This is a genomic window from Salmonella sp. 32082101201600294FB01SM01 (assembly GCF_017572865.1).
GTDB classification, from domain to species: Bacteria; Pseudomonadota; Gammaproteobacteria; order Enterobacterales; family Enterobacteriaceae; genus Salmonella; species Salmonella enterica.
Map to the genome: position 1 here is coordinate 482,459 of NZ_JAGESB010000002.1, position 13,482 is coordinate 495,940.

The 13,482-nt window shown below is 52.3% G+C and carries 17 protein-coding genes; 3 read left to right on the top strand and 14 right to left on the bottom strand.

From position 1 onward, the window contains the following. Nucleotides 1-75 precede the first annotated feature (75 nt). The 12 genes from hybG to J4645_RS12130 form a co-directional block, all read right to left on the bottom strand. The gene (gene hybG / locus J4645_RS12075; RefSeq protein WP_000334890.1) at nt 76-324 is read right to left on the bottom strand and encodes a hydrogenase maturation factor HybG; all 249 of its coding nucleotides are present in this window, start codon (nt 322-324) and stop codon (nt 76-78) included. 27 nt (nt 325-351) lie between these two features. Continuing rightward, nucleotides 352-693, bottom strand: a complete 342-nt coding sequence (gene hypA / locus J4645_RS12080) for a hydrogenase maturation nickel metallochaperone HypA (protein ID WP_000544945.1) — start codon at nt 691-693, stop codon at nt 352-354. Next, nucleotides 686-1,174, bottom strand: coding sequence for a hydrogenase-2 assembly chaperone (hybE, locus tag J4645_RS12085; protein WP_000004951.1), 489 nt, complete (start codon nt 1,172-1,174; stop codon nt 686-688). Before hybE ends, hypA begins: the two co-directional genes overlap by 8 nt. Next, nucleotides 1,167-1,661, bottom strand: a complete 495-nt coding sequence (locus J4645_RS12090; protein ID WP_001221960.1) for a HyaD/HybD family hydrogenase maturation endopeptidase — start codon at nt 1,659-1,661, stop codon at nt 1,167-1,169. Before J4645_RS12090 ends, hybE begins: the two co-directional genes overlap by 8 nt. Beyond that, on the bottom strand, nt 1,661-3,364 hold the full coding sequence (gene hybC, locus J4645_RS12095) for a hydrogenase 2 large subunit (protein ID WP_000083045.1): 1,704 nt from the start codon (nt 3,362-3,364) through the stop codon (nt 1,661-1,663). Before hybC ends, J4645_RS12090 begins: the two co-directional genes overlap by 1 nt. Next, complete coding sequence (hybB, locus tag J4645_RS12100) at nt 3,361-4,539, bottom strand: Ni/Fe-hydrogenase cytochrome b subunit (RefSeq protein ID WP_000017678.1); 1,179 nt, start codon at nt 4,537-4,539, stop codon at nt 3,361-3,363. The genes hybC and hybB overlap by 4 nt, the downstream gene beginning before the upstream one ends. Further along, on the bottom strand, nt 4,529-5,515 hold the full coding sequence (gene hybA, locus J4645_RS12105) for a hydrogenase 2 operon protein HybA (RefSeq protein WP_001081721.1): 987 nt from the start codon (nt 5,513-5,515) through the stop codon (nt 4,529-4,531). Before hybA ends, hybB begins: the two co-directional genes overlap by 11 nt. 2 nt (nt 5,516-5,517) lie before the next feature. Beyond that, a complete protein-coding gene (gene hybO, locus J4645_RS12110; RefSeq protein WP_000145431.1) occupies nt 5,518-6,636 on the bottom strand; it encodes a hydrogenase 2 small subunit in 1,119 nt (372 codons plus the stop codon). 189 nt (nt 6,637-6,825) lie between these two features. Next, entirely contained in the window at nt 6,826-7,113 is a 288-nt protein-coding gene (locus J4645_RS12115; RefSeq protein ID WP_001059119.1) for a DUF2623 family protein, read from the bottom strand. An 84-nt stretch (nt 7,114-7,197) separates the two neighbouring features. Then, complete coding sequence (locus J4645_RS12120; RefSeq protein ID WP_023138731.1) at nt 7,198-8,841, bottom strand: methyl-accepting chemotaxis protein; 1,644 nt, start codon at nt 8,839-8,841, stop codon at nt 7,198-7,200. A 306-nt stretch (nt 8,842-9,147) separates the two neighbouring features. Beyond that, nucleotides 9,148-9,642 carry a TIGR00645 family protein gene (locus J4645_RS12125; protein ID WP_000439335.1) on the bottom strand — a complete coding sequence of 165 codons (495 nt, stop codon included), beginning with the start codon at nt 9,640-9,642 and terminating at the stop codon, nt 9,148-9,150. A 70-nt stretch (nt 9,643-9,712) separates the two neighbouring features. Then, nucleotides 9,713-10,216: a hypothetical protein gene (locus tag J4645_RS12130; RefSeq protein ID WP_001635594.1), complete on the bottom strand. Its 504-nt coding sequence runs from the start codon at nt 10,214-10,216 to the stop codon at nt 9,713-9,715. Between the two features lie 103 nt (nt 10,217-10,319). Between J4645_RS12130 and J4645_RS12135 the strand changes: the two genes are divergently transcribed. From J4645_RS12135 to J4645_RS12145, 3 genes are all read left to right on the top strand, one after another. After that, entirely contained in the window at nt 10,320-10,730 is a 411-nt protein-coding gene (locus J4645_RS12135; RefSeq protein ID WP_000936443.1) for a hypothetical protein, read from the top strand. After that, a complete protein-coding gene (locus J4645_RS12140) occupies nt 10,717-11,121 on the top strand; it encodes a hypothetical protein (RefSeq protein WP_000665657.1) in 405 nt (134 codons plus the stop codon). Before J4645_RS12135 ends, J4645_RS12140 begins: the two co-directional genes overlap by 14 nt. A 123-nt stretch (nt 11,122-11,244) precedes the next feature. Then, nucleotides 11,245-12,129, top strand: a complete 885-nt coding sequence (locus J4645_RS12145) for an SDR family oxidoreductase (protein WP_000019032.1) — start codon at nt 11,245-11,247, stop codon at nt 12,127-12,129. Between the two features lie 112 nt (nt 12,130-12,241). On the opposite strand, the gene exbD is transcribed toward J4645_RS12145, so the two are convergent. Both exbD and exbB read right to left on the bottom strand, forming a co-directional pair. Further along, nucleotides 12,242-12,667: a TonB system transport protein ExbD gene (exbD, locus tag J4645_RS12150; RefSeq protein ID WP_001527939.1), complete on the bottom strand. Its 426-nt coding sequence runs from the start codon at nt 12,665-12,667 to the stop codon at nt 12,242-12,244. 6 nt (nt 12,668-12,673) lie between these two features. Further along, on the bottom strand, nt 12,674-13,408 hold the full coding sequence (gene exbB / locus J4645_RS12155) for a tol-pal system-associated acyl-CoA thioesterase (protein WP_000527859.1): 735 nt from the start codon (nt 13,406-13,408) through the stop codon (nt 12,674-12,676). Nucleotides 13,409-13,482: the final 74 nt, after the last annotated feature.

Genomic DNA, 13,482 nt, shown 5'->3' on the forward strand with positions numbered 1-13,482 from the left:
AGGTTTCGCCCCACAATCGATATATAAATAATTATACAACGATTGTAGAGCGATATAATAGAGGTGATTAAGGGATCACGCGCTGGTGATGTCGTACTCCATGCGGCGCAGCGCATCTAACGTGGCTTTCGCTTCGTCTTCGTCAATGATGCTCATCGCAAAACCAACGTGTACCAATACCCATTGCCCTATCAGCTCGGCTGGCTTACCTTCACAAATCAGAGCAATATTGACATCACGTTTGATGCCACACACTTCCACCTGCGCAAGCTGGTGAATATCATCTCCGACGGCCAGCACCTGACCGGGGACGCCAATACACATAATTAACCACCTGGAATAAAATGCGGGTTATTCGACCTCAATACTTTTTACTTTCAACGAATCGCCGGTATCCACCCGCAGGCGATCGCCATGACAATGCGGACATTGCGCGTCATGCCTGAGAATTTCCACCACCTGACTGCAATCCCAGCACCAGGCCTGGGCCGGTCTGTAGTCGATGTGCAATTCGCACCCTTGCGCTAAAGTCCCCTGGCAGGCGATGTCAAAGCTGAAACGAACCGCGCGCTCTTCAACGCACGAAAGCGCGCCTATCTCCAGCCATACGCCGGTGACGCGCGCCACGCCGTGCTGTTCTGCCTGCTGCTGAATAATTTCAACGGCGCTTTGGCAAAGAGACAGCTCATGCATTCTCACAGCTCCGACGGCCAAACAGCAACGCACGCCGGCTTGTCTGCGGTGCATCAGGATTGCTTACCGGCAGGGATAACAGCATCCGCGCGCAGTCATCCGCCAGCCGGACGCCCTCTTCCGGCGACAGGCTACGGGAAAGCGGCGACATCAACGAGCAGGCAAGATATTGCGAAACGCCTTCCAGTTCGCCAACGGTAAAGGTCATCGTGCCATAAGGCAGTTGCAGACCGAGTTTTTCACCGACGGTACGCCCGGGCCAGATCTGGTCCGGGCCAGGGAAGATTAATGCGCTTAACATCCACGGCGTAATTACCGTGCCCGTCCATTGTCCTTCAAACAACGTAAAATCAGAGACATGCACAGGCATAGTCGGATGCAGAAACGAAAGATCGTGCATCGAACGATGGGCTATCTCTTCAAACGCCGCCTGAACCCGGGCGACGGGCGCCGTGTCGAATCCGGAAAACGTTTCAGACATGCGCCGTCTCCTTAGGAATTGCTTCGACGCCGGATTCACGCAGCGCAGCAAGAACCTGCTCAAGCGCAGGTTCAATCATCGCCTCGACGGTTGGCGTTAAGCCGATGTGCGGTTCCAGCGACTGTGGAATAACGCCGACCAGGGTCAGTTTCTTCGGAAACTCGCCGGTAAAGCGGAGGGCCGACAATACGTCGGCCAGTCCAAGCTGATGGGGGGAGATTTTGTTGGTGAACAGCGCCGGAACTTCATCGTCGCGCAGTACCATAATGGTTCCCGGCGCGTTCTTTTTCGACACGATGGCGTCGGCAATGATCAAATGATCACGATTCGCCATATCGCCAAGAAGTTCCATTCCCGCCGTACCGCCATCCAGAATCTCAACAAAATCCGGCAGGGTGTATCGTTGCTCTAACGCTTCAACAATACGTACCCCGATGGCTTCATCGGTCAGCAAAATATTGCCGACCCCTAAGACTAATATCCGCATTACAAAACCTTCACCGAGACCACTTCATTGCCATCGGCGTCCACCACGTGTACCGCGCACGCCATGCAAGGGTCGAAGGAGTGGATGGTACGTACCACTTCCAGCGGCTTCGCCGGATCGGCGATCGGCGTACCGACCAGCGACTGTTCGTACGGCCCCACGTCATCGTTGAAGTTACGCGGACCTGAGTTCCAGGTCGATGGCACCACCGCCTGATAATTACTGATAATGCCGTCTTTAATCACCATCCAGTGAGACAGCATACCGCGCGGCGCCTCCAGGAAGCCCACGCCTTTGAACTCGCCCGTCGCCGGAATGTTCGGCTTCACAAACGTGGTGTAATCGCCTTTGCCGATATTTACAATCAGCGCATTGTATTGATCCTGCAATACGTTTTGCAGTTCACAACAGTGAACGGTACGCCCGATGATACGACCCAGCGTAGAGTGAAGTTGCGCCATTTCCAGCGTTTTGCCGGTCAGCTTCTGATAAAGCGCAATGATTTCATTGAGTTTGGTCTGCGTGGATTCACGGCCTGCAGCCAGTTTACACAGCATGTTCGCCAGCGGCCCGACTTCGACGGTTTTGCCGTAGAATGTCGGCGACTTGACCCATGAGTATTTACCGTCATCCGACCAACCGTCGTAAGCCGGGATCGTAGTGCCTTCCCACGGCGCCTGCGGCGCTTCATCTTTATACCAGGCGTGCTTCGCGCTCTCCTGAATACCTTTAATCAGGAACTCGTCGGAGTGAGAGGTGATCGGACGGTATGTCGACAGATCGGCATTGGTAATGTAACCGCCCGGGAACAAGAAACTGCCGTTTTTACCGTCGGTCGGGAATTCCGGCGCGCTCAGGTAGTTCACCGCACCTTTGCCACGCTCCAGCCATTCCGGATAGTAGGCCGCGATGACTGCGGTATCCACTTTATACACCTGCTCGACAAAATCGCTCAGCTTATCGATAAACGATTTGATGTACATCAGACGTTCAAGGTTCAACGTACCGATGCTGTCGAGATTGATCGGGTTCGCCACCCCACCGACCGCCAGGTTCTGGATATGCGGCGATTTACCGCCCAGCAACGCCACCACGCGGTTAGCGTCACGCTGACATTCCAGCGCCTGCAGATAGTGGGCGACCGCAATCAGGTTGACCTCCGGCGGTAACTGCATTGCCGGGTGCCCCCAGTAGCCGTTGGCGAAAATACCTAACTGACCGCTGGCGACAAGATCCTTGATCTTGTTCTGAACTTTCGTGAACTCTTGCGCGCTGTTCAGGTGCCAGCTCGACACACCATCCAGCATCGCGGAGGCTTTTTCCGGATCGGCTTTCAGCGCAGAGGTAATGTCCACCCAGTCCAGCGCAGAGAGCTGGTAGAAATGGACAATGTGGTCATGGGTGGTATGCGCCGCCAGAATAATATTACGGATATACTGCGCGTTGACGGGAACATCAATATTCAGCGCGCTTTCTGCCGCACGAACGGAGGAGATCGCGTGAGTTGTCGTACAAACGCCGCAAATACGCTGCACAATCATCCACGCATCGCGCGGATCGCGGTTCTTCACGATCTCTTCCATACCGCGCCACATGGTGCCGGACGCCCATGCTTTGGATACGACGCCGTTCTCAATTTCGCAGTCAATGCGTAAATGACCCTCAATACGGGTTACCGGATCAATAGTAATTCTCTGGCTCATGCTTTGCTCGCCTCATGACGATTATGATCGTTTTGTTTTAAAGGAGGAAGTATCGGCAGTAGACGAATGAGTACGATGTATGCACAAATCTCAATGGCCACAAAACCAATAGAAATCAACAATTCTTCCCAGGTTGGGAAGTAGTGGTAGCCGCCACCCGGGTTGAATGCCACCAGCGAATAGGTCAGACGCCACGTCGCGCAGCCCAACAGCGCGCTCAGCGCCGACAGGTACAGCATACGAGAGTCATTACGCAGTTTCGCCACACGCAGCACCACTAACGGGAAGACCATCAGGACGACTTCAATCCAGAACATAGCGGAGTAAAAATCGCCGGCAAACGCATAGGACAGCTTGTCGCGATAAATCAGTTCGCCAAAGCGCAGGACGACGAAAATCGCCAGCAGCACGCTGATGGTATTCGTCAGCTTAACAAACAAATTTTTCTCATCCGGACCGTTTCCTTTCAGGCCTGCCTGAACCAGCGAGCCCTCAAATATGACAATGGAGAAGCCCATGATAAACGCGGTCAGAACCGAGAACAGCGGCAACATTTCATAGCTTTGCCATAGCGGATGCACTTTATAGCCCGCCGAGATCATCAATGACCCCATTGAGGACTGGTGCATCGTCGGCAGCAGCGCGCCCAGCGCGATAATAAAGAACATCACCTTATTCAGACGCTTGAGCGACACTTTCCAGCCCAGACGCTCAAACAGGGCAGGCGCAAACTCCAGCGCCATCACGCCGATGTAGATGGTCATACAGACCGCCGTCTCAAACAGTACCGAGTTCACGTTGAAGTGACCTGGAATGTAGAAGTACGGCAGGTTCCAGTAACGACCGACGTCGATAGTGATCGACAGGCCGCCCAGCGAGTAACCAAACAAGCTTGCCAGCAATGCCGGGCGCACTAACGGATGGTATTGTCCACGGTTAAAGACATACACCGCCCATGCCAACGCCCAACCGCCGCAGGCAAAGCCGGTGCCGATCAACAGGTCAAAGGCAATCCAGACGCCCCACGGGAAACCGCCGTTCAGGTCGGAAACGGAGCCCAACCCGAAGACCAGACGCTTCACGATAAGGAGCATACACAGGACGATTAACGGTCCAAAAATAATGACCGGTTTACTGATGATTTTTCCGCCCAGCGGTTTTGGATCATGACTCATGATCGTCTCCTCCATCGTGATGGTCGTTTTTGCTATTACGACGAACCAGCACGGTTAAGCCCGCCAGCGCAGCCAGGGGTAGTATCATGCCTTTATAAAGCGTGTGTTGAACATGCTCGGAGCGCGCTCCGGTTGAAAGGTCATCCAGCTTCGGCAGATCCAGATCTTCATAAGGAACGCCTGTCAGCACCAGCACCTGAGTACCACCGCCCTCTTTTTCACCGTAGAGGTGTGGGTAGTATTTAGGCACCGTATGTAGATAGGTGTCGTCCGTTTTCAACGTCTGGCGCGGATAGTGATATTCACTGCCTGGTTTGAGGGCCAGACGTTTTTTCGCTTCCGCCATCAGCTCTTCACGAGTACCGAAAATGACGGCCCCTGCCGGACAAACTTCCACGCATCCAGGCAAACCGCCTTTATCCAGACGCTCAACGCCTTTCTGGTTACACAACTCACACTTGTGAAGCGCGCCAAACGGGTTGTTGTAGTCGTACTTAGGTACGTTGTACGGACAGGCGACCATACAGTAACGGCAGCCGGTGCAGACATCTTTGTCATAGTGGACGATGCCGGTTTTCGGATCTTTTTTCAGCGCCGACACCGGACAAACGGAAACGCAGTTAGGATCGACGCAGTGCATACACTGTTTCTTGATGTAGGCATAGCCGTTCTCTTCCTGATCTTTGTTCACGCCCGTGCCGCTACGCCATACCTGGATAATGTTATTGGTATACGGCGACAGTTTGTCGTTGTTCGACCAGGTCTGCTCCCCTTCCGGGTTACGCGCCGGGAAGTTGATATCCTGACACTTTGTGACGCAGGCCTGACAGCCCACGCACAGAGTGGAGTCATACAGCATGCCCAGCGAACCTGGAATCGGCGGACGGTTTTCTGCAGCCGCATGGCTGACAGACGGCGCGGCGCCCAACAGCAATGCTCCACCGGAGGCTGCTTTAATAAAGTCACGTCTGTTCACGGTTATTCTCCCCGTGAGTCAGCGTTATCTTTCTTTTGCTGACGCCCCAGTTCACGTACCGCCATCACGCTGACGCCGGCAACCAGACCGACTACGCCGCCAAGCAGACCGACAGCGCCCGCAGAGATATTGCCGCCTTCTTTCATATTGACGTCAGGTTTCTCTGAACGCGGAGTTTGGTTTTCGACATGAGCAAGCTGGTGAATGCCCTTATGGAAGCCGATACCTTCTTCGTTACAGCCATAGCAAGGATGACCGATCGCCACTGGCCAAACGCCGCCAACGTCACAGAACTGTAACGTAGAACAGTTGCCCCAGGTTTCCGGCCCTTTACAGCCAAGATGGTAGAGACACCAGCCCTGACGGTGGCCTTCGTCGCCAAATTCTTTGGCAAAACGGCCTGCGTCGAAGTGTGGACGACGTTCGCAATGCTCATGAATCAGACGGCCATAGGCAAAGGTTGGACGATTTTTCGTATCCAGCTTCGGCGGCGTGCCGTAAGTGATGATATGCGCGACGGTCGCCAGGAAGTTATGCGGGTTTGGCGGACAACCTGGAATATTGATAACCGTTTTGCCCGGTAAGACTTCCTGCAGACTGACAGCGCCGGTTGGGTTTACGCCAGCCGCAGCAACGCCGCCCCATGCCGAGCAGGAACCGATAGCGATAATCGCGGCTGCGCCGTCGGCGGCTTTGCGGATGTGATCCACGATCGGCTCGCCGGCAACCATGCAGTAGATACCGTTATCTTTTAGTGGGATAGAACCATCCACCACCAGAACATATTGCCCTTTATACTTCTCCAGAGCGTTATGTTTGTTTTCTTCGACCTGGTGACCGAATGCGGCGGAAAGTACCTCGTGGTATTCCAGAGAGATGGTCTCCAGAACGAGGTTTTCAACGGTTGGGTGTGTAGCACGAAGCAGTGATTCGGTACAACCGGTACACTCCTGAGCGCCAATCCAGATAACGGGCGGACGCTGTGGATTGGATACCGATTCTGCCATTTCTGCGGCGGCTTTGCTACTGAGCCCCATAGTAGCGGCCAGTGCTGCACAAAGCTTCATGAAATCACGACGGTTAATGCCGTGAGAAGTGATGAGAGTATTATCTCCAGTCATTTTATAGTTATTCCGTTACGAAGACCTGGCTTTTATTTTGCACTGTTCGCGAAGAAGTTATTGCGATCGGTACGCCATTTACCACACTTTTTTTATGGTTATGTGCGCCATAATACTTCGACGGAACAGTAAAACGAAGGGAAGAGGCGATAGTGTAATTAATTAAAGCAAGATAATACCCCTGTTGGATCAACCTTCGAGTCGATAACCGGCCATAAAGAAGCGAACCGCCATCCCGGAATGATTCTCTTTAAAGAAATCCATCACCATTTCTTTATCCAGACCATAGCGACGCGTCAGAATTCCGGCCTCCCACGCGCTAAGTTGACGATCGCCGGTCTTTTCGAACATACGGTGTGTAAAACCTAATACAAAGCCACGTTTATACTCAGAACAGAAATTCACCGCATGATGCGCGCTATATGCATATGGCGCGTGCAACCCGGCCATTAAGCCTTTCCCAAAATGATTATTCATCTGACCTCCTCAATCGCTATATAATAAATTATATAGCGATTGATTAAATGAAGACCAGCGCATTACGCGCTTTTTTGCTTCACATCAGAAAGAAACCCATTCATCAGTAGACTGTGCGGGAGCCGACGCCATTCTCTGAACGCCAGGCGCCGCTTTCGCCGTTACGCGTTGTTGCGGCTCACTAGCGGAAAGCCGGAACTGCTGTACGGAGCGTTGCAAATCCTCCGTCTGCCGTTCCAGCGCCGCCGCCGCCGCGGAAACCTGCTCAACCAGCGCGGCGTTTTGTTGCGTAACGCTATCCATTTGCGTGATCGCCACGCCAACCTGAGAGATACCTTTACTCTGATCTTCGGAGGCGGATGCGATCTGTTTCATAATCGTCGTCACTTCCGTGACGCCGCGCAGGATGGCTTCCATCGTCGCGCCGGTCTCCTGGACCAACTGCGCGCCCTGCGCTACGCGACGTACCGATTCGCCAATTAAGGCTTCAATTTCTTTCGCCGCCCCCGCGCTGCGGCTGGCCAGGTTACGTACCTCACCGGCGACCACCGCGAAGCCGCGTCCCTGCTCGCCCGCTCTGGCCGCTTCTACCGCTGCGTTCAAGGCCAGAATATTGGTCTGGAAAGCAATACTATTAATCACGGTAGTAATTTCGGCGATCTGCTGCGAACTGGCGGAAATACCGTTCATTGTTTCTACCACATCGGAAACCAGTTCACCGCCTTTTCCTGCCGTTAGCGAGGCGGCATCCGCAAGCTGACTCGCCTGGCGAGCGTGTTCGGCGTTCATTTTCACCGTTGCGGTAAGCTGTTCCATGCTGGCGGCCGTCTCTTCCAGCGCAGCGGCCTGTTCTTCCGTTCGGGAAGAGAGATCGTTATTACCGGTAGAAATTTCCGTCGCGCCGCGCCAGATATTGTCGCTTCCGGCGCGGATCGTACTCACGGCTTCGCGTAAACTGTCCTGCATCGCGCGCAGTAGCGGCACCAACCGGCCTACGCAGTTACGCCCCAACGCTTCAATCGGCTGGCTAAGATCGCCTTGCGCGATGCGCTGAAATTGCTGACGGATGCGCTCCAGCGGTTTCACCATCATTGCAACCAGATAGCGATCGGTAAAAATCAGGATAGCAATGCCCAGAATCACCGCCGTGATAAGCAGGATGCGGATGGTATAGGTTTTACCATCGACCATCACACGTGTGTTATCCAGCATGGCGCCAGCTTCATGACTAAACCGTTCCGCGCTGGCACCGAACGCGCGACTGAGTGCGGGCGTGACCGTACTGGCATGTTCGCTCCAGGCGGTCAGCGATCCTTGCTGCGCCAGTTGCATTTGAGGAACGACGCCTTTCTCCAGCAAGGCCTGCCAGTTGGACAAGACCTCCCTTGAGATATCAGGGTTCATCGGCCCCGGCGATAGCGCTTTCATCTCCTCCAGCTTCTGACGCATATTCTCGAGCGACTGCCGGGCGGGCGCAAAATCGGGCGTGCCGCCGCCGATTTTTACATCCATCGCGCGGCTAAGGCGGGTAACAAAGCGGAAATATTGATCGTTACCCTGGCTTAGCACCGTCATTTGCCGCACAAGATGCCGGTCAATATCATTTCCTTCCGAAACTTCGGATAAAGCATGGACGCTGTATAACCCCACCCCCGACCAGAGTAGACAAAAAAGTCCCAGTATCGTCAGCATGACCATACGAATAGTAAAGTTTTGCAGCAAACGCATATGAATTTCCTTGCTGAATATAAGAGATTAGTCATCAGACGATGACGCACTCTCGTTATCGGCAAGGCGCGGAGAATATATAATGCATTCTCCATTTTTTTACAGTTATCGCCGTTCACGTACCCGCAGATGTTATATATCTGTGAACGCAGAGAAAATCTTTTAGTCTTATTACTGGGTAAATGAATAGATGTAGTAAAAATATTGCGTAAGGCTGCAGGGAGACGGTTATCCGCCATTAAAGAAGTGCTGTTTTACAGCCGGGCTCAGTATCCTTTGCCCGACTGCCCCGCCGTTGACGGCGGCTCAATGGTTATGCCGCGTCAATCTGTCCAGATAGCCCATCACGAATGCCGACAGGACAAAGGTCAGATGGATGATGACATACCACATTAATTTGTTATCCGGGACGTTTTTCGCGTCCATAAACACGCGTAACAGGTGAATGGAAGAGATAGCGACTATCGATGCCGCCACCTTATTTTTTAGCGACGTCGCATCCATTTTCCCCAGCCAGTTCAGCTTCTCCTTGCCCGCAGAGATATCCAGCTGAGAGACAAAGTTTTCATACCCGGAGAACATGACCATTACCAGCAATCCGCCAACCAGCGTCATATCAACCAGCGATAACAGCACCAGGATCAGATCGGCTTCCGCCAGGGCAAAAACGTTCGGCAGAACGTGTAGAATTTCCTGGAAAAATTTTAGCGCTAAAGCGATCAGCGCCAAAGAGAGGCCAAAATACACCGGCGCGAGCAGCCAGCGAGACGCATACATTACATTTTCAAGAAAGCGTTCCATAGGGACCTGTCAGGTAACTAAAACCAGCAACAGTATATCTCAACCATGCAACATCAGATCAACATGCCAGTTAAATCTCATCCGGTTTAACCTGTGGGCGCTGATATTCCGGCCATACCAGCGCGACCAATGCCGGGTAGGCCTCAAGACTGAACTCCCGAAAACACTGACGTAAATTCAGGACGTCCAAATCCGAATACGGCACCCTTTCTCCGTTCAGACAACGCTTCTTAATATTGTCGTAATACTTATAAACGGCAGAGTTAAGGTCGCTGCAACGACGCTGTGCGTCAAATAATCCAGGCGTTTCATTCAACTCAGTCATTGTCATTCGTTTTATCGTTGCATGAAGGAAATCGATATATTCATGGTTAACGCGCCAGTACCATACCGGCGTTATCGAATTCATTAATACTGAAAAATGATCTTCGCCCTCTTCCTTTGTCATGGGTTCAGTTTGATTTAAATTTACGATTTTTCCACCAGGACGTTTTTTATTAACCTCCCACATCAGGAAGAGTATCGCGCCGGTCAGTAATAGCAATATAATAACAGAATAAAAAATACTGTTCATAGCAGGCTCCATTTTTTTTGATTTTAAAATTACACCATGTTATTGTCAACGAAACCTACACTATTAAAAATAGTATGCCACTGATCGTAAAGGATATTTAGTCATGCTTCCTGAGCATCTGGTTTCCTCTCATTTTCGCCTGTCATCGCCGCCCCCTGAAGCCACAGAAAACAGTAAAAATTTGCCTAAGGGAAAGACAAAACTCAGCGATTACGAGCCCGATATTTTAATTAGCGCTAACGCTGCCGGGCAACACAGAAACGTATTATTTGAAGAACGCGACCGTCATATTAAAGAACGTCTGTATTGTGTGGCTAAAATTGAAACGTTTGCCCGCCTGATAAACGCACTACAGGCAGAAGGCGATATTGATGCCCAAATGCTAAGTAAAATACTGGCGGATAAAACCGCAATGATAAATGAAAAAGGCAATGCCATTTGGCTTAATTTAATCACTCGCGAAACCAATATGCCGCTATTTTATTCACTGGAAGATAAAGATGAAAGAAGTTGAAGACAATAACGTTTATTTGGCTTTAGACAACCATAAAAGTGATGAATTTATCTTAAAGCAAAATCTTGCAGCGCTAATCGCCAGTAAAAATGCCACCCTGGAAAAGGTAACGCAGGAGGTGGTATCCATACCGGCGGCGTTAGTACGCCTGAAGTGGCAAAACCGACGGGAGATGTATGCGTTACAGGTCAAAGAGGAGATTTATGGCGCGACCATCAATGCCATTATCGAGCAGCATCCTGAATTACGAGACAAAATTATGTCTCGTCTTGAAAGTGACTGGCAGCATCTGCTGGCTCGCGAGACGGCAACCTTACGTCTGACGCGTAAGCTTTCCGATGGCGACTACCGGACGCGCAACGTCACCACCGTCGCACGGCAAGAAAAATAACCTTCATGGCTAGTTAACTCTGTTGTGAATACGGGCGAAGCATAAGGATCGTTCTGATTCTCCCTCTTACGGTAGTAAAAGTGTCTACGCTTAAAGGGTGTTCAACCTGAAGGGAGAAGCTCAATGTCTCATCTATACGACCCTACCACGCAGTATTACACCGGCGAGTATCCTAAGCAAAAACAGCCGGCGCCCGGCGTCCAGGCGAAAATGACGCCTGTTCCTGACTGTGGTGAAAAAAGTTATGTCGGCAGTGGTCGCCTTAAAGATCGTAAGGCGCTGGTGACAGGGGGCGACTCCGGGATTGGGCGTGCTGCCGCTATCGCTTACGCGCGTGAAGGCGCAGATGTCGCGATCAACTATCTGCCAGCGGAAGAAGAGGACGCCCAGCAGGTTAAAGCGCTGATTGAGGAGTGCGGCCGTAAAGCGGTGTTATTGCCAGGCGATCTTAGCGACGAATCTTTCGCCCGTTCGCTGGTCCATAAGGCGCGTGAAGCGCTGGGCGGGCTGGACATTCTGGCGCTGGTGGCCGGTAAACAGACGGCAATCCCGGAGATAAAAGATCTGACCAGCGAGCAATTTCAGCAAACCTTCGCCGTTAACGTTTTTGCTCTGTTCTGGATAACCCAGGAAGCGATTCCGCTGCTGCCAAAAGGCGCCAGTATTATCACAACGTCGTCTATCCAGGCGTATCAGCCCAGTCCGCACCTGCTGGATTATGCGGCAACCAAGGCGGCAATCCTCAATTACAGCCGTGGCCTGGCGAAACAGGTGGCGGAAAAAGGAATTCGTGTGAATATTGTCGCGCCTGGCCCTATCTGGACAGCGCTGCAAATTTCCGGCGGTCAAACCCAGGATAAAATTCCGCAGTTTGGTCAGCAGACGCCAATGAAGCGGGCCGGCCAACCGGCAGAGCTGGCACCGGTGTATGTCTATCTGGCAAGCCAGGAATCCAGTTACGTTACCGCAGAAGTGCACGGCGTGTGCGGCGGGGAACATTTAGGCTAACGCATGAAGTCGATTAAGATGGCGCACTTCTGTTAAGCAAGGCGCCATCTTAGGCAATAAAAAAGCCGGGTGGCGACTTCGCCTTACCCGGCCTACAGCGTCAGCAGAATACTTATTTCGCTTTCGGGGTCTCTTCGCCGACCAGACCAATCTTGAGATAGCCCGCCTGATGCAGCATATCCATCACTTTCATCAGGGTTTCATACTCTACGGTTTTATCCGCGCGGAAGAAAATCGTAGTATCCTTTTTCCCTTCCGTCAGGGCCGTTAGCTCGGCAATCATCGTATCATCCGTCACCGGATCGTTACCGATAAACATGGTGTTATCCGCTTTCACCGACAGATAAACCGGTTTTTCCGGGCGCGGCTGTGGCGTACTGGTAGAAGCGGGCAGATTCACCTTGACGTCCACCGTCGCCAGCGGCGCAGCCACCATAAAGATAATCAGCAGAACCAACATGACATCGATAAACGGCGTCACGTTGATTTCATGCATTTCGCCGTTGTCATCCAGGTTCTCGTTAAGACGCATTGCCATGACGCATTACCCTACCCGTAATTTCTGCGCGGCGCGTACCGGCTGCGCACTGGCGCTCGCATTCAGATCGAGATCGCGGCTTTGCAGCAGCAATACCTGCGCCGCCACGTCGCCCAGCGTCGCTTTGTAACTGCCTATCTGACGTGCGAAGATGTTGTAAATGACAACCGCCGGGATCGCAGCCACCAGCCCAATCGCCGTCGCCAGCAGCGCTTCCGCAATACCAGGAGCGACCACCGCCAGGTTGGTGGTCTGCGTTTGCGCAATACCGATGAAGCTATTCATAATGCCCCATACGGTGCCAAACAACCCGACGAAGGGGGAAATGGCACCGATCGTCGCCAGATAACCGTTGCCTCGTCCCATGTAGCGGCCAACTGCCGCGACGCGACGTTCCAGACGAAAGCCGGTACGTTCTTTAATCCCTTCGTTATCTTCGCTGCCCTGAGAGAGTTCCAGTTCATTCTGCGCTTCATTGATGAGCTGTGCGCTGAGGCTTTTTGCGCTGAAACCTGCCGCAATGTCGGAAGCCTGATCTAAAGAGCGCGCATCGGCTAATTGCAGTTGTTCGCGCTTTAAGCGGCGCTTTTGAGTGAAAAATTCAACACTTTTACTGAAGAAGATAGCCCAGGTGACGACTGACGCCAGAATCAGACCAATCATCACGCACTTCACGACAATATCGGCGTGCTGATACATACCCCAGACGGAGAGATCCGTCTGCATCAAATTATTACCCACTCTGTATCTCCAGGACGCAAATCACAAAATCTGAGCATAATAATATCAAAACGACGTCGAATTGATAGTCGTTC